A 15,378-nucleotide genomic window follows, 5' to 3' on the forward strand; every position below is an offset into this window, starting at 1 on the left:
GCGTCGAAGGAGACCGAGGGTGGAAGCCGTGCAGGATGCCGGAGTGGTCGTCACCGGAGCGGGAGGCGGCATCGGTGCCGCGCTGGCCCGCCGCTTCGCCGCCGAGGGCGCCCGGGTCGTGGTCAACGACCTCGACGCGGACCGGGCGCGGGCGGTCGCCGACGAGATCGGCGGCATCGCGGTCCCCGGCGACGCCTCGGCGGTCGTGGACCGGGCCCGCGAGGCCCTCGGTGGCGGTGTCGACGTGTACTGCGCCAACGCCGGCGTCGCCTCCGGTGGCTCCGAGGCGGCCGAGGAGTCCGTCTGGGCGCAGGCCTGGGACGTCAACGTGATGGCTCACGTCCGCGCGGCCCACGCGCTGCTCCCGGACTGGCTGGAGCGCGGCCGGGGCCGCTTCGTCTCCACGGTCTCCGCGGCCGGCCTGCTCACGATGATCGGCGCGGCCCCCTACAGCGTCACCAAGCACGGCGCGTACGCCTTCGCCGAGTGGCTGTCGCTGACCTACCGGCACCGGGGCATCAAGGTGCACGCGATCTGTCCCCAGGGCGTGCGCACCGACATGCTGGACGCCACCGGCAGCGCGGGCGACCTGGTGCTCAAGCCGACCGCGATCGAGCCGCGGGACGTGGCGGACGCCCTGTTCAAGGGCATCGCCGAGGACCGCTTCCTGATCCTGCCGCACCCCGAGGTCGCCGGGTACCACCAGCTGCGCGCCGGCGATCCCGAGCGCTGGCTGGGCAACATGAACCATCTCCAGCAGAAGTGGGAGGCGGCCCGGTGACGGCGCCCGCCTCCCGCTACGAGGCCAAGCCCTGGCTGGCCCTCCTCGACCACGCCCAGCGCGCCCCGATCGCGCCGGCCGACTCCCTGGTACAACGCCGAGCGGCAGCGCACCGGCCTGCGACTGCCCGAGGCGTGGTGCGGGGTCCGCAGGTCGTTCCCGGCTACTGGCGGCGGCCCGAGGCCACCGCCGAGGCCTTCCCGGGCGGCGAGCTGCGCACCGGGGACATCGGCTTCATGGACGAACAGGGCCGGCTGTACGTCGTCGACCGCAAGAAGGACATGATCAACGCGTCCGGCTTCAAGGTGTGGCCGCGCGAGGTCGAGGACGTGCTGTACACCCATCCGTCGGTGCGCGAGGCGGCCGTCGCCGGGGTGCCGGACGGCTACCGCGGGGAGACCGTGAAGGCGTACATCAGCCTGCGTGCGGGCACGGACGCCGATGCCGATACGCTCGCGGCCTACTGCAAGGACAGACTGGCGGCCTACAAGTGCCCGCGTCAGGTGGAGATCCTGCCCGACCTGCCGAAGACGGCGAGTGGCAAGATCCTCCGTCGGGAACTGCGTTCCCGCCCGCACGACGGTCAGTAGCACGACAGCCGGTGAGACACGCCGACAAGGCATCGAGGAAGGCAGGTGGCGGCAGTGCCCAGGACCACGGACGGAGACGGGACCCCCGTGCCGCAGCGGCTGCTCGCCGCCGCCACCCGGCTCTTCGCCGAGCAGGGCTACGACCGCACCTCGGTGCAGGAGATCGTCGAGGCGGCCGGCGTCACCAAGGGGGCCCTGTACCACTACTTCGGCTCCAAGGACGACCTGTTGCACGAGGTGTACGCGCGCGTGCTGCGCGTCCAGCAGGAGCGGCTCGACGCCTTCGCGAACGCCGACGAGCCGATCGAGAAGCGGCTGCGGGGCGCGGCGGCCGACGTCGTCGTCACGACCATCGAGAACCTCGACGACGCGATGATCTTCTTCCGCTCGATGCACCACCTGAGCCCGGAGAAGAACAAGCAGGTGAGATCCGAGCGCCGCCGCTACCACGAACGCTTCCGGGCGCTCGTCGAGGAGGGCCAGGCCTGCGGCGTCTTCTCCACCGCGACCCCGGCCGACCTGGTCGTCGACTACCACTTCGGGTCGGTGCACCACCTGTCGACCTGGTACCGGCCGGACGGCCCGATGGGCGCACAGGAGGTCGCCGACCACCTGGCCGACCTGCTGCTGCGGGCCCTGCGGCCCTGACGAGCCGACAGGCGCGGGGCCGGCCGCCGATGGACGCCGGCCCCGCGCCCCAGCGTCTAGACCCGGATTTCGCACATGGGGTTTGAGGTGTCCAGCCAGCGTGGGCGGGTTTCGTCGATGCCGAGTAGTTCGAGCAGGTGGGCTTGAACGGCGCGTGTGATCAGGATGGTTGGCGGGTCGGTGGCGGTTCCGGCCCGGATCCGGAGGTCGGCGAGGTGGTAGAGGATCAGGCGTCCGGTCGGGCGCAGGGCCCGGTTGTCGGGGTAGAGCCCGCGCATGGTCTGGTCGCCGCCCAGGGCTTGGCGGACCTGGCGTTCGATGAGGCAGAACACCAGCAGGGCCAGGCAGATCACGGTGATCAGGGCGGCGATGCGCCGGTTGTGGTGCAGGAAGACCGGGGCCACGGCGAGCGGGCCCTTGAAGTCGCTGTAGCGGCGCTCGATCACCGGCTGGCCTTTGTAGCGGATGAGGACCTCGGCGGCGTCGGCCTCTGCGGGACCGAGGGTGCTCAGCAGCGCGTACCAGCCGTCCGCGGCGGCTTCGACGGCCAGGACTTCTTGGTCGTAGTACCAGGTCAGGGCAGGTCGTCCGCTCTCATCGACGGTGATGGAGGTGACCAGGCAGGAGCCGATGCGGCGTTTGCTGGTGATCACGCCGAGCCGGGCGGTGACCTTCTGGGCGGTGGCGTAGTGCCGGCCGCCGCAGGCACGCTGGAGTTTGTCCAGTTCCTCACGGGCCTTGTCCAGGCGTCGGATGCGGGCGGCCTGCTGGGCCTGGGCATTGGCGCTGGAGTGGACCAGAATCCGGCGCACGGTGATGGCCGGGTCGCGCTTGCGCGGACCAGCCAGGGTCTGGGTGTCCTCCAGCACGCGGTACTGGCCACGCTGAGCGGGTGGCTTTGCCGCGTCTCGTCCGGCGGTGTAGTCGACCGGGCGGGCCCGGGCCGTGTCGAGACCGGCGAACAGGCCATCGGGAATCCTGGCCGCAGGCGCCGGGGCGATGAACCTCACTCGGGCTTCCTGCATGGCCAGGAGGTTGGAGTAGGAGACCAGCTTCGAGTCGCCGATCATCAAGAACTCGCGGGGTGCGGCCACCTCGCGCAGGGCCGTCATCGCCCCGACGACCTGGGAGACCTCGCCGGCCCCACCGTCGTAGGCACGGTGGAAGACGGGAATGCCGCCGTCCGCAGAGATCGCGATCCCGGCCTGGATCTGCTTGAGATCAGCCCGGCGGTCTTTGGGATGACCGTACTTGACCTGCGGGAACTCCTCCTGCGGGGTCTCGTAGGCGCCGTGCAGGGAGATGCTGGTCATGTCCCAGTGCAGGCGCGAGACATCAATGCCGAACTCGGCGATCGCGCTCGCACCGACCGTGCCGACGATGTGTTCCAGCTCGGGCGCGATGGCGTCCAGGGCGCGGCCGATACGGTCGTCGTTGAGCAGGTCCGCCTCGATTCCGAAGACCTCCTCCACCGCCCACTCACGTGCCCAGTCGCCGACCCGCACCAGTGGCGCGGGCGCAGACAGCCGGTTGGCGACCAGGACCTCGACGACCTGCCCGTGGGTCAGATGCGCGACATCGCGCACCGGGCACAGCTCGTCGACGATCCGGGCCACGTCCAGCCGGCGCAGAAACTCGGCAGAGGCAGGCAGAGCGCCCAGACGTCTCTCCACCACAGGTGCGATCTCCACGTTCATCCGTGGGCGACGTACCCGCGACCGCTCGGCACGCGAAATCATCGACACATCACATCAACGACCAGACCGACAACCAGACACCGCACGGGCCTCGTTCCAACCGAACGAGGCATGTGCGAAATCCGGGTCTAGAGGTACTTCTTCAGCTCGCGCCGGGCCAGCGACCGCTGGTGCACCTCGTCCGGCCCGTCCGCGATCATCAGCGTGCGCGCCCCGGCGTACAGCTCGGCCAGCGGGAAGTCCTGGCTGACGCCGCCCGCGCCGTGCAGCTGGATCGCCCGGTCGATGATGTCGACGACCGCGCGCGGAGTGGCGATCTTGATGGCCTGGATCTCCGCGTGGGCACCCCGGTTGCCGACGGTGTCCATCATCCAGGCGGTCTTGAGCACCAGCAGCCGCAACTGCTCGACCGTCACGCGCGCGTCCGCGATCCAGTTGTGCACCACGCCCTGCTGTCCCAGAGCCTTGCCGAAGGCCGTACGGGAGACGGCCCGGCGGCACATCAGCTCGATCGCCCGCTCCGCCATGCCGATCAGCCGCATGCAGTGGTGGATCCGGCCGGGGCCGAGGCGGGCCTGGGCGATGGCGAAGCCGCCGCCCTCCTCGCCGACGAGGTTCGTCACCGGCACGCGCGCGTGGTCGAACACCACCTCGGCGTGGCCGCCGTGGGAGTGGTCCTCGTACCCGAAGACCCGCATGGCCCGCCGGACGGTGACGCCGGGCGTGTCGCGCGGCACCAGCACCATGGACTGCTGGCGCCGGATGTCCGGGCCGTCCGGGTCCGTCTTGCCCATCACGATGAAGATCCTGCAGTCCGGGTTCATCGCCCCGGAGATGTACCACTTTCGACCGGTGATGACGTATTCGTCGCCGTCCCGCTCGATGTGGGTGGTGATGTTGGTGGCGTCAGAGGAGGCCACCTCCGGCTCGGTCATCGCGAACGCCGAGCGGATCTCGCCCGCCAGCAGCGGCTCCAGCCACTGCTTCTGCTGCCGCTCGTCGCCGAACTGCGCGAGCACCTCCATGTTCCCGGTGTCCGGCGCCGCGCAGTTCAGCGCCGTCGGCGCCAGCTGGGGGGAGCGGCCGGTGATCTCGGCGAGCGGCGCGTACTGCAGGTTGGTGAGCCCGGCGCCGTGCTCGGTGTCGGGCAGGAAGAGGTTCCACAGGCCCTGGCTGCGCGCCTCGGCCTTCAGCTCCTCCACCACGGCCGGGGTGTCCCACGGCGAGGCCAGCAGTGCGCGCTGCTCCTCGGCCACCGCCTCGGCCGGGTAGACGTACTCGTCCATGAAGGCGAGCAGCCTGGCGCGGAGGTCCTCGGTGCGGGCGTCGAACGCGAAGTCCATGCCGGTCAGCCTTCCTGGAGTGTGGTCAGTCCGTGCTCGATGAAGACGGGGACGAGCTCCCCGATGCGGTCGAAGCCGCGCCCGACCGTCTGGCCGAGCGTGTAGCGGTAGTGGATGCCCTCGAGGATCACGGCGAGCTTGAACCAGGCGAAGGCCGTGTACCAGGAGACCGCCGAGACGTCGCGCCCGGAGCCCGCCGCGTACCGCTCGATCAGCTCGGCGGGCGACGGATGGCCGGGCGCCGCGGCGGTCGTGGAGATCGGGGAGTCCGGCAGCCGCAGCGGAACGCTGTACATCACCAGCAGCCCCAGATCGGTCAGCGGGTCGCCGAGGGTCGACATCTCCCAGTCGAGGATCGCGCGGATCGTGTCGTCGGGGCCGATCAGGACGTTGTCGAGCCGGTAGTCGCCGTGCACGACGGCGGCGGCCGGCGAGTCCGGCAGCTCACGGCCGAGCGCCGCGTGCAGCTCGTCGATCCCGGTCAGCTCGCGGCTGCGGGAGGCGTCCAGTTGCTTGCCCCAGCGGCGCAGCTGCCGGTCCAGGAACCCCTCGGGCCGGCCGAAGTCGGCGAGGCCGACCTCGGCGGGGTCCACCGCGTGCAGCTCCACCAGGGTGTCCACCAGCGACAGCACCGCGTCCCGGGTGCGCCGCTCGCCGAGCGGGGCGAGCTCGTCGGCCGTCCGGTAGGGCGTGCCCTCGACGAACTCCATGACGTAGAACGGGGCCCCGAGCACGTCGTCGTCCTCGCACAGCAGGACCGGGCGGGGAACCGGCACGCTCGTCGGGTGCAGGGCGCTGATCACCCGGTGCTCACGCTTCATGTCGTGCGCGGTGGCCAGCACATGCCCCAGCGGAGGCCGGCGCACGACCCACTTCGCCTCGCCGTCGGAGACCGCGTAGGTGAGGTTGGACCGCCCGCCTTCGATCAGCCCTCCGGTGAGGGGGCCGTGGACCAGACCGGGACGCTCGCGCTGCAGCAGGGCGCGCAACCGGTCGAGGTCGAGTCCGGGCGGGTGGTCGGGGCTCATGCGTCGCTCCTACGGACGGGACGGGTGAACAGGGGCTCGCCCCATGATGCCGACCGGTCGGTATGGAGTCCAGGGGTCATTGCCCAACGTGATCGGGGCCACCATAGGCCGCCGGCACCCCGGACAGAACCCGGGGAGCCGTCGGCAGGCCCTTTTCGGCCGTCCGGGCTGTTCCCGTTCCGGCCGTTCCCGCGGCTACGGCTGCGGCTACGGCTGCGGCTGCGGCCGCCGCCCGGCTCTGTGTGTGGGGGTGTGGGCGGAGTGCTCGAGATGGAGGGCGGTCACGGGGGCGGCCCGCCTCGAGGCTGCGGGCGATGACGTCGGACGGGGTGCCACGGGATCAGGCATATCGGGTGATCCGGCTTGCGTGACGTCCGCGGACCCCGGAGGGTCGGACCCATGAAGGCGATCAGTTACGCAGGCTACGGCGGCCCCGAGGCACTCGCGTACGGGGAGGTGCGCGACCCCAGAATCGGCCCCGACGCGGTGTTGGTGAAGGTCCGCGCGGCGGCCGTGAACCCCGTCGACTGGAAGGCCCGGGAGGGATATCTGGACGGGATGCTGGACGCCGTCTTCCCGGTGATCCCCGGCTGGGACGTCTCGGGGGTCGTCGTCCAGCCCGGCGTGTCCGTCCCGGAGTACGCGGTCGGTGACGAGGTCATCGGCTACGTCCGTGAGGACTTCCTCTCCCGCGGCACCTTCGCCGAGTACGTCGCCGCTCCCGTGCGCACCCTCGCCCGCAAGCCGCGCAACCTCACCTGGGAGGAGGCCGCGGGCCTGCCGCTCACCGGGCTCACCGCCTACCAGGTGCTGACCGGGGCGCTCCGGGTCAGACGCGGCGAGACCGTCCTCGTCCACGCGGCCGCGGGCGGCGTCGGTTCGATCGCCGTACAACTCGCGCGTCACCTGGGCGCCCGGGTGATCGGCACGGCGAGCGAGGCCAACCACGACTTCGTGCGCTCGCTGGGCGGCGAGCCGGTGACCTACGGCGAGGGGCTGGCGGAACGGGTGCGCGGGCTGGCCCCGGAGGGCGTGGACGCCGCCTTCGACACGGTCGGCGGCGAGGCGCTGAGGGTCTCCGCCAACCTGCTGGTCCCGGACGGACGCCTGGCCTCGATCGCCGACGGGGACGTCGTCGGCTACGGCGGCCGCTACTGCTGGGTCCGCCCCGACGCCGAGGACCTCACCCGCCTGGCGGAACTGGCCGAACAGGGCGTCGTCTCCGTGCACGTCTCCAGGACGTTCCCGCTCGAGCAGGCCGCGCAGGCCCACCGCCTGAGCGAGGAGGGCCGCACCCGCGGCAAGATCGTGGTCACGGTGGACTGGGCGGAAGAAGCGGAAGACGCGGAAGAAGCGGAAGACGCGAAGGAAACGGAAGACAGGAAGGAAGCGGCTGCGGACGGCGCGTAGGGGGCCCGGCCGGGAGGAGGTGGGCGGGGGAGCCCGTCGGCGGGCGGGTCAGACCACGAGGACGACGGCCCACACCGCCGTCGCCACCGCGCAGGCGACGGCCGCCGTGGCGTGCCGGACGGTGAGGGCCGCCGGGGTCGGCGTGGCGGCGAGGGCGTGGATGCGCCGGTGGGCGAGCAGCAGGAACGCCAGCCACAGGGCGCAGCACACCGCACCCGCCACGATCCCGAACGCCGACGGACCGCCGTGCAGCGCGGTCTTCAGGGCCAGCACGGCCGAGACGGTGCTCGCCAGCGTCGTACGCCGCCAGGCCAGCCGGGTCCGCTCGGGCTGGAGACCGGGGTCCCGCTCCGGCGCCGGCCCGGCGCTCATCCCTCCCACCCCACCAGCACCACCAGCACCATCGCCACGGCCACCACCGCGACCACCACGCCCAGCAGCGCCGGGAAACGGGAGGACGGCAGGTCCTCGCCCCGGCGCATCGCCCGCTCGCAGCGCACCCAGTGGTTCACCGCCCGCAGGGAGCACAGCACGCCCGCCGCGAGCAGCGCGAGCGCCAGCCCCACCCGCCAGCCCCACCGCAGGTCCGGCAGGAACTGGTCCACCGCGAAGCCCCCGCCGATCAGCGCGAGCGCGGTGCGCAGCCAGGCCAGGAACGTGCGCTCGTTCGCCAGCGAGAACCGGTAGTCGGGCGTGCTGCCCTCCTCCCTGACCTGCTCGGGGGCGAACCACAACCGGACGTTCCGTACGAACTCGATCACCCGCAGGACCCTACCCGTCGCCGCTTAGGGCCCCGCCGGTGCCTCTCATGCCGTGGACCGGGCCCGGTGCTCCCCGAGCCGCTCGTACGCCGCCAGCCCGTCCGGCACCCACTCCCAGACGGACAGGCGCCGTTCGACCTCCTCCTCGGGCAGGAAGTCGTGCCAGGCCACCTCCTCCGCCTGCGGGGTCACCGGCAGTTCGCAGCGGACCTCGTACACGGCCGACCACCAGCTCCCCGCCGCCCCGTCCTCGTAGAGGAACGTGAACAGGTACTCCGGCCGGGGCAGCCCGCTCACCCCCAGCTCCTCCTCCGCCTCGCGCAGCGCGGCGTCGTCGTAGGCCTCGCCCGCCCCGACGACACCGCCGACGAACATGTCGTACAGGGACGGGAACACCAGCTTGGTCGCCGTCCTGCGGTGAACGAAGATCCGCCCCTCGGCGTCCCTGACCTGGACGAAGACGCAGCGGTGGCGCAGGCCTTCGGCGTACACCTGGCCGCGCGGACGCCGGCCGACGACCTGGTCGTTCTCGTCCACGATGTCGAGGATCTCGTCAGCAGCGCTCATCGCCCCATCCAAGCAGCCCGACGCGAGCGACCCCAGCCCCATCCGGGCAACCGTCCCGGCAGCCCCGTGCGGGCAGCTCCCGCTCGGGCAGCCCCGGTCGGGTGGTCCCGCGCGGGCGATCCGCTCGAGCAGCCGCCGGGAGCCCCGGCCGGATGGGCCGCCTACTGCGGCTGGAGCTTCGGCACCCGCTCCCGAGGGGCCCCGCCCCGGGGCATCGCCGGGTGCAGCCCGAGCAGCACGATGCCCGTGACGATCGCCGCCAGCCCCACCGCCTCCCAGGCCAGCGCGGCGGTGTCGGTGTGCAGCCGGTCGCCCAGGAAGCCGACGCCGCAGAGGATCCCGGCGAGCGGCTGTGCCGCCGTCAGCGCGGGCAGCGACATCCGCAGCGGCGCCGTCTCGAAGGCGCTCTGCACCAGCACGAGGCCGGTCACGCCGAGCGCGAGCACCGCGTACGGCTCCCACCCGGTCATCAGCTCGCCGAGGCCGCCGGCCGAGAAGTTCTGGCCGCTGACCCGGGTCAGCGCGTCCTGCACGCCGTACAGCAGACCGGCGGCGAGGGCCAGCAGCACCGGGCCCGCGCTGAGCCGGGAGCGCTTGGCGTAGGTGGTGAGCAGCAGCGCCAGTCCGATCATCGCGCCGATGATCGTCCAGTGCCGCAGCGGATCCGTGACCGCGCTGCCGCCGCGCGGCTCGCCCGCCACGATGAAGACGGTCACCCCGCCCGCGAGCAGGACGAGCCCCGCCCAGCCCTGACGGCCCAGCGACTGTTTCGTCTGATGCCGGGAGAGCGCGAGGGCGAAGAGCAGGTTGGTCGCGAGCAGCGGTTCCACCAGGGAGATCTCGCCCTGGCCGAGCGCGATCGCGCCCAGGGCCATCCCGGCCACCATGAGACCGAGGCCGCCCAGCCAGCGCGGCACCCGCATCAGGTCGAGCAGCAGCCGCGGCGAGAGGAAGTCGCCGAGCGGCGCCCGCTGGGCCGCGTTCTGCTGGAGCACGAACCCGAAGCCCAGACAGCAGGCGGCGCTCACGGCGAGAACCAGAACCAGAACCGACACGCTGCGTACCTCGATCATCCGGTCGGGCCACGGACGGGGTGCGTAGTGGCCGACTGTAGCGCCCCGGCGCCCTCGGCACCCTGGGAGTGCCCGAAGCGTCCGCCACGGGCCCGCCCGGGGCGATGGTTGCGGGGGTACCCGAACCGGGCGGCTGACCCGGTCGCGGGGCCCGCGGCCGAAGCCGGAGGCGCGGGGCGCCCCTACGGCCATGGTGTGGGCTCCGGCCGGGTCGCGCCATGGCGCACGCCACACTCGTCCCGTGGTACGCGGCCGGCGGCGGCCCCCACCAGGAGCGGGCCGCCGACAACTGCCCGCCGCCACCGTGACCGCCCGGATCGCCGGGTCGCCGGGTCTTCGAGTTGCCGGGTCTTCGGATCGCCCCGGCGCTCACGGGACCGCCGTGACGTCCCCCGGGATCGCCCCGGCGTTCGGAGGGTTTCCGGGCCGCGCGGACCCGGCCCGCCGCGGCCCGGAAAGGCAGGAAGTGATGACGGAAGTCTGACGGCTGCCGGGGAAACCTGGTACGGGCCGCCGGTGGGTGTTCGAATGGACGGGTGAATCCCGAACCGTCCGAGGAACGCGGCGCCCCCGTCGGCCGCCGGGTGTTCCTCGGCACCCTCGCCCTCGGCGCCCTCGGGGTCGTCGCCGCACCCCCGCTGCAGCGCGGTCTCGAGGCCTTCCTCGGCAGCGCCGCCGACAAGGACCCCACGGGCCTGACCGGGCTGCTCCCCAATGGAGGCGGCTTCCGCTACTACTCGGTGACCTCGTCCGTCCCGCACAGGGACGCCTCGAACTACCGGCTCACCGTGGACGGCCTGGTCGACCGCCCGGTCAGCTACACGCTGGCCCAGCTGAAAGCGATGCCGCAGACCCGGATGGTCAAGGACGTCCAGTGCGTCACGGGCTGGCGGGTCCCCGGCACCGCGTTCGAGGGCGTGCGGCTCTCCGCCCTCCTCGACGCGGCCGGTGTGCGGGCGAAGGCCGGCGCGGTCCGCTTCACCTGTTTCGACGGCGCGTACAGCGAGAGCCTCACCCTGGACCAGGCCCGCCGCGCCGACGTCCTGGTCGCCCTGCGCATGCAGGACAAGGACCTCGGTCACGACCACGGCGGACCCGTCCGTCTCTACGTGGCGCCGATGTACTTCTACAAGTCCGCCAAGTGGCTCTCCGGCATCACCGTCACCGAGAAGGTGAGGCCCGGCTACTGGGAGGACCGAGGCTACGACGTCGACGCCTGGGTCGGCCGTTCGAACGGACGCGACGATGAGCCTACGAGCTGAGGCCCCGCCGGCCGCCACGCGAGTGCGCCGCTTCACCCGCGCCGAGCGCTGGGTGCACCGCACCACGGCGCTGCTGATGGGCGTGTGCGTGGTGACGGCCGCCTGCCTGTACGTCCCCGAGCTCGCCCAGCTCGTGGGCCGCCGTGAACTGGTCGTACGGGTCCACCAGTGGGCGGGGCTGGCCCTGCCCGTCCCCGTCCTCGCGGGTCTCGCCTCCCGCGCGTTCCGCGCCGACCTGCGCCACCTCAACCGCTTCGGCCCGTACGACCGCCGCTGGCTGCGGGCCGTCCTGCGCCGGGACAAGCGGCGGGAGTCGCGTCCGGCGGCCAAGTTCAACGCCGGTCAGAAGATCTACGCGGCCTGGATCGCCGGGGCCACGCTGGTCATGCTCGGCACCGGGCTCCTCATGTGGTTCACCCACATCACCCCGATCGTGTGGCGCACCAGCGCGACCTTCGTGCACGACTGGCTGGCCCTGACCGTCGGCATCGTCCTGGCCGGCCACATCGGCATGGCGCTGGGGGACCCGGAGGCGCGGCGCGGCATGCGCACCGGCTCCGTGAGCCGCGAGTGGGCCGAGCGCGAACACCGCCACTGGCGGCCGTGACCGGCGCATCCCCCGTGACCGGCCCCCCCATGACCGCCCGGCCCGGCCCCGCGCGACCGCGACCGGCCCACCCCGCCACCGGCGGATCGCCGGAACGCGCCCCCGTGGGGCCTCGCCGCCGACGGCTGTGGGTCGGTCAGTCGCCGAAGTCCAGCAGCACCTTGCAGGAGCGGCCGCGGTCGGCGGCCAGCGTGAACGCCGACTCCGCCGCCCGCACCGGAACGACCGCGCTGACCAGCGCGTCGAACGCGGGCGCGGCGGCGAGCAGCCGGAGCGCGTCGTCGAACTCGGTGTCGAAACGGAACGCCCCGCGCAGCTCGATCTCCCGGCTGACCAGCAGGTTCCCCGGAAAGGGACTCTGCCCAGGCGGCAGCATGCCGAGCTGCACGACGACCCCGCCGCGGCGCACCAGGCGCAGACAGGTCTCCAGCCCGGCGGCCGTCCCGGACGCCTCCACGGCCACGTCCGCCTCCGCCGGCCACCCGGGATCGGCCGGATCGTCGGCCCGGACGACGGCGTCGGCGCCCGCGGCGCGCGCGTACCCGAGCGCGGCGGGCAGCAGGTCGGTCACGGTGACGTGGGCCGCGCCCGCCGCCTTCGCCGCCGCGACCACCAGGGAGCCGATGGGACCGGCCCCGGTGACCAGCATCTGCCGTCCGGACACCGCACCGGCTCGGCGCACCGCGTGCAGTGCCACCGACAACGGCTCGGCGAGCACGGCCCGGCGCGGCGGCAGCCCCTCAGGAAGCGGCCGCACCTGCGCGGCGGGAACGGCGATCTCGGCGGCGAAGCCGCCCTGCACGTGCGGCATCCTGGCCGCGCTGCCGAGGTAGCGGGTGTCCCGGCAGACGTGTCGCCGCCCGTCCGCGCATTCGGGGCAGACCCCGCACGGCGTGGCGGGGTGCACGGCGACCGCGGCGCCGGCGAGCGGCCCGCTCGACGCCGTGCCGACGACTTCGTGCCCCAGCACCATCGGCTCCCGCAGCCGGAAGTCACCGACCCCGCCGTGCCGCCAGTAGTGCAGGTCGGATCCGCAGATCCCGCCGTGCCGAACGGCGACGAGCACCTCGTCCGGCCCCGGCGAGGGAGGCGCCAGTTCGTCGACGCGCAGGTCGCCCGGACCGTGGATCACACATGCCAGCATCCGTCGTCACGTCCTTTCACAGCACGTTTCACAGCACGCTCGTCATACCGCCGTCGACGTACAGCACCTGCCCGCCGACGAAGTCCGCCGCCGGGGAGACGAGGAACAGCACCCCGCCCACCAGGTCCTCGGTACGGCCCCACCGTCCGGCCGGGGTGCGCCGCCGCACCCACGCGCTGAACTCCTCGTCCTCGACCAGGGGCCGGGTCAGCTCGGTCTCGATGTAGCCAGGTCCGAGGCCGTTGACCTGGACGCCGTGCGGGCCCCAGTCGGCGCACATGCCCTTGGTGAGCATCTTCAGCGCGCCCTTGGCGGCCGCGTAGGGGGCGATGCCGGGTCGGGCCACCTCGCTCTGCAGGGAGCAGATGTTGACGATCTTGCCGTGCCCGCGTGCGGTCATCCCCCGGGCCGCCTCCCGGCCCACCAGGAACGCGCTGGTGACGTTCGCGTCCAGCACCCGGTGCCAGTCGGAGTCGGCGAACTCCAGCAGCGGGGCGCGCAGTTGCATGCCGGCGTTGTTGACCAGGATGTCCAGTGGGCCGACCCGGTTCTCGACGTCGGCGAGGCCGGCCCGTACCGCGGGCCCGTCGGTGACGTCGAAGGCGCTGGTGTGCACGGTGCCCGGGAGTCCGGCGGCCGCCCGCTCGAGCCGTGGGGCGTCGCGCCCGTTGAGGACGACCGTGCAGCCGGCCTCGGCCAGCCCCCTGGCCAGTGCCAGGCCGATGCCGCGGCTGGAGCCGGTGACCAGCGCCGTCCGGCCGCTGATGTCGAACAGGGGGTGGCTCATCGCCGTGACTCCTCTTCCCGGCGTCCGTCTTTCCGTCCACGCGGGCGTCGCCCGCCGTCCCTTCCGCCCACGCCCGTGACCTGTCGTCTAGATCACGAGGGAGAGGAGCAGGACCAGACCGCCCGCGACCACGGAGATGATCGTCTCCATGACCGACCAGGTCTTCACGTTCTGACCCACGGTGAGCCCGAAGTACTCCTTCACCAGCCAGAACCCGGCGTCGTTGACATGGCTGAAGAAGAGCGAGCCGGCGCCGATGGCCAGCACCAGCAGGGCGGTGTGCGTCGTCGACATGTCGGCCGCGAGCGGGGCGACCAGGCCCGCCGCCGAGATCGTCGCCACGGTCGCCGAACCGGTCGCCAGCCGGATCGCCACCGCGATCAGCCAGGCCAGCAGCAGGGCGGGGATGGACCAGTCCTCGGAGATCTCCAGCACCATCCGGCCCACGCCGCAGTCGATCAGCGTCTGCTTGAAGCCGCCGCCCGCGCCGACGATCAGCAGGATGCCCGCGATGGGCGCGAGGCCCTTCTCGACCAGCCCCGAGATCCGGTCCTTGGCGAACCCGGCGGGCCTCAGCAGGGTGAAGATGCCGACGAGCACGGCCGTGAGCAGCGCGATCAGCGGGGATCCGACGACGTCGAAGACGCGCTGCACGTTGTGCTCCGGGTCGTCCACCACGATGTCGACCAGTGCCTTGGACAGCATGAGCACGACGGGCAGCAGGATGGTGGCGAGGGTGGCGCCGAACCCGGGCCGCTTCGCCAGGTCCTCGGAGGGACGCTGGGGGATCATGCGGTCGGGGGCGGGGACGTCCACCCAGCGTGCTGCGACCCGCGAGAACAGCGGACCGGCGACGACGACCGTCGGTATGGCAACGAGCACGCCGAGCGCCAGGGTCACGCCCAGGTTGGCGCCCACCGCGTCGATCGCGACCAGCGGACCGGGGTGCGGCGGGACCAGCCCGTGCATCACCGACAGGCCGGCCAGCGCGGGAATGCCGATCCGCATGAGCGAGTAGTTGCCGCGCTTGGCGACCATCAGCACCACCGGGATCAGCAGCACCACGCCGACCTCGAAGAACAGCGGCAGACCGATCACCGAGGCGATCAGCACCATCGCCCAGGGCATGGAGCGGCCGCCCGCCTTGGCGAGGATCGTGTCCACGGTCTGGTCGGCGCCCCCGGAGTCCGCGAGCATCTTGCCGAGGATCGCGCCCAGGGCGATCAGCACGCCCACCCCGGCGACGGTGGCGCCCAGCCCGGTGGTGAACGAGGCGATGGCCTTGTCGAGCGGCGCCCCGGCGAACGCGCCCAGCGCGATCGAGCCGATGGTCAGCGCCAGGAAGGCGTGCAGCTTGAACCGGGTGATGAGCAGGACGATCACGGCGATGCCCGCCAGGACGGCGATGCCCAGCTGTGCGTGGCCGGCCGAGGTGATCGGCTCGACGGCGTCCGCTGCCAGCATCTCGACACTGAGTCTGGTCACGGGGATTCCCTTGTCAGGTAGGGGAGTGGTGAGGGTGACGGGGGTGCGGGGGCGTGCGGGGGTACTGCCGACGCCGGGGGAGCGCGCGGGTACGGCCCACGCGGGGGGAGTGCTCCTGCGGGAGTGCTCAGGAGGAGGGTGACGACGGTCTGTCGACGAGGACCGGTCGACGAAGGCCGGTCCCATGGTCGGCCG

At 72.6% G+C, this 15,378-nt stretch carries 15 protein-coding genes and 1 pseudogene; 6 read left to right on the forward strand and 10 right to left on the reverse strand.

The window, feature by feature from the left end:
- Window positions 1-19 precede the first annotated feature (19 nt).
- The 3 genes and pseudogenes from C6376_RS20845 (at window position 20) to C6376_RS20855 (ending at window position 2,019) form a co-directional block, all read left to right on the forward strand.
- The gene (locus tag C6376_RS20845; protein WP_107444827.1) at window positions 20-781 is read left to right on the forward strand and encodes an SDR family oxidoreductase; all 762 of its coding nucleotides are present in this window, start codon (window positions 20-22) and stop codon (window positions 779-781) included.
- Window positions 782-915: 134 nt separating this feature from the next.
- Window positions 916-1,371: pseudogene (locus C6376_RS20850) on the forward strand (long-chain fatty acid--CoA ligase); the annotation flags it as partial.
- Window positions 1,372-1,425: 54 nt separating this feature from the next.
- Entirely contained in the window at window positions 1,426-2,019 is a 594-nt protein-coding gene (locus tag C6376_RS20855) for a TetR/AcrR family transcriptional regulator (protein ID WP_107449082.1), read from the forward strand.
- Between the two features lie 56 nt (window positions 2,020-2,075).
- Here the strand turns inward: C6376_RS20855 and C6376_RS45335 are convergent, their stop codons facing one another.
- The 3 genes from C6376_RS45335 to C6376_RS20870 all read right to left on the reverse strand — a co-directional run bounded on the left by C6376_RS45335 (window position 2,076) and on the right by C6376_RS20870 (window position 6,087).
- Entirely contained in the window at window positions 2,076-3,695 is a 1,620-nt protein-coding gene (locus tag C6376_RS45335) for an IS1634 family transposase (protein WP_254075823.1), read from the reverse strand.
- Window positions 3,696-3,844: 149 nt separating this feature from the next.
- Window positions 3,845-5,059: an acyl-CoA dehydrogenase family protein gene (locus tag C6376_RS20865; RefSeq protein ID WP_107444828.1), complete on the reverse strand. Its 1,215-nt coding sequence runs from the start codon at window positions 5,057-5,059 to the stop codon at window positions 3,845-3,847.
- Window positions 5,060-5,064: 5 nt separating this feature from the next.
- Complete coding sequence (locus tag C6376_RS20870) at window positions 5,065-6,087, reverse strand: phosphotransferase family protein (RefSeq protein WP_107444829.1); 1,023 nt, start codon at window positions 6,085-6,087, stop codon at window positions 5,065-5,067.
- 399 nt (window positions 6,088-6,486) lie between these two features.
- Here C6376_RS20870 and C6376_RS20875 point away from each other — a divergent pair, with 399 nt between their 5' ends.
- A complete protein-coding gene (locus tag C6376_RS20875) occupies window positions 6,487-7,497 on the forward strand; it encodes an NADP-dependent oxidoreductase (RefSeq protein WP_107444830.1) in 1,011 nt (336 codons plus the stop codon).
- Window positions 7,498-7,545: 48 nt separating this feature from the next.
- Here C6376_RS20875 and C6376_RS20880 read toward each other — a convergent pair whose 3' ends face one another.
- From C6376_RS20880 to C6376_RS20895, 4 genes are all read right to left on the reverse strand, one after another.
- On the reverse strand, window positions 7,546-7,869 hold the full coding sequence (locus tag C6376_RS20880; protein ID WP_107444831.1) for a DUF202 domain-containing protein: 324 nt from the start codon (window positions 7,867-7,869) through the stop codon (window positions 7,546-7,548).
- Window positions 7,866-8,258: a YidH family protein gene (locus C6376_RS20885; protein ID WP_107444832.1), complete on the reverse strand. Its 393-nt coding sequence runs from the start codon at window positions 8,256-8,258 to the stop codon at window positions 7,866-7,868. The genes C6376_RS20880 and C6376_RS20885 overlap by 4 nt, the downstream gene beginning before the upstream one ends.
- Window positions 8,259-8,303: 45 nt before the next feature.
- The gene (locus C6376_RS20890; RefSeq protein WP_107444833.1) at window positions 8,304-8,825 is read right to left on the reverse strand and encodes an NUDIX hydrolase; all 522 of its coding nucleotides are present in this window, start codon (window positions 8,823-8,825) and stop codon (window positions 8,304-8,306) included.
- A gap of 161 nt (window positions 8,826-8,986) precedes the next feature.
- A complete protein-coding gene (locus tag C6376_RS20895) occupies window positions 8,987-9,880 on the reverse strand; it encodes a DMT family transporter (protein WP_107449083.1) in 894 nt (297 codons plus the stop codon).
- Window positions 9,881-10,434: 554 nt separating this feature from the next.
- On the opposite strand from C6376_RS20895, the gene C6376_RS20900 reads away from it, so the two are divergent.
- A complete protein-coding gene (locus tag C6376_RS20900) occupies window positions 10,435-11,160 on the forward strand; it encodes a molybdopterin-dependent oxidoreductase (RefSeq protein ID WP_107444834.1) in 726 nt (241 codons plus the stop codon).
- On the forward strand, window positions 11,144-11,767 hold the full coding sequence (locus C6376_RS20905) for a cytochrome b/b6 domain-containing protein (RefSeq protein ID WP_107444835.1): 624 nt from the start codon (window positions 11,144-11,146) through the stop codon (window positions 11,765-11,767). The genes C6376_RS20900 and C6376_RS20905 overlap by 17 nt, the downstream gene beginning before the upstream one ends.
- Window positions 11,768-11,903: 136 nt before the next feature.
- Here the strand turns inward: C6376_RS20905 and C6376_RS20910 are convergent, their stop codons facing one another.
- The 3 genes from C6376_RS20910 to C6376_RS20920 form a co-directional block, all read right to left on the reverse strand.
- On the reverse strand, window positions 11,904-12,911 hold the full coding sequence (locus C6376_RS20910; protein ID WP_107444836.1) for an L-idonate 5-dehydrogenase: 1,008 nt from the start codon (window positions 12,909-12,911) through the stop codon (window positions 11,904-11,906).
- A gap of 28 nt (window positions 12,912-12,939) precedes the next feature.
- Window positions 12,940-13,698 carry an SDR family oxidoreductase gene (locus C6376_RS20915; RefSeq protein ID WP_107444837.1) on the reverse strand — a complete coding sequence of 253 codons (759 nt, stop codon included), beginning with the start codon at window positions 13,696-13,698 and terminating at the stop codon, window positions 12,940-12,942.
- Between the two features lie 87 nt (window positions 13,699-13,785).
- Window positions 13,786-15,183 (reverse strand): gluconate:H+ symporter, encoded by a 1,398-nt coding sequence (locus C6376_RS20920; RefSeq protein WP_107444838.1) that lies wholly within the window; start codon window positions 15,181-15,183, stop codon window positions 13,786-13,788.
- Window positions 15,184-15,378: the final 195 nt, after the last annotated feature.

It is taken from the genome of Streptomyces sp. P3 (assembly GCF_003032475.1).
Classification (GTDB): domain Bacteria; phylum Actinomycetota; class Actinomycetes; order Streptomycetales; family Streptomycetaceae; genus Streptomyces.

What these genes read in the sequence shown, in the direction of transcription:
- C6376_RS20875 (WP_107444830.1), top strand. Translation starts at nt 6,487, where the DNA reads ATGAAGGCGATCAGTTACGCAGGCTACGGCGGCCCCGAGGCACTCGCG.
- C6376_RS20880 (WP_107444831.1), bottom strand. Translation starts at nt 7,869, where the DNA reads ATGAGCGCCGGGCCGGCGCCGGAGCGGGACCCCGGTCTCCAGCCCGAG.
- C6376_RS20915 (WP_107444837.1), bottom strand. Translation starts at nt 13,698, where the DNA reads ATGAGCCACCCCCTGTTCGACATCAGCGGCCGGACGGCGCTGGTCACC.
- C6376_RS20905 (WP_107444835.1), top strand. Translation starts at nt 11,144, where the DNA reads ATGAGCCTACGAGCTGAGGCCCCGCCGGCCGCCACGCGAGTGCGCCGC.
- C6376_RS20870 (WP_107444829.1), bottom strand. Translation starts at nt 6,087, where the DNA reads ATGAGCCCCGACCACCCGCCCGGACTCGACCTCGACCGGTTGCGCGCC.
- C6376_RS20890 (WP_107444833.1), bottom strand. Translation starts at nt 8,825, where the DNA reads ATGAGCGCTGCTGACGAGATCCTCGACATCGTGGACGAGAACGACCAG.
- C6376_RS20910 (WP_107444836.1), bottom strand. Translation starts at nt 12,911, where the DNA reads ATGCTGGCATGTGTGATCCACGGTCCGGGCGACCTGCGCGTCGACGAA.
- C6376_RS20865 (WP_107444828.1), bottom strand. Translation starts at nt 5,059, where the DNA reads ATGGACTTCGCGTTCGACGCCCGCACCGAGGACCTCCGCGCCAGGCTG.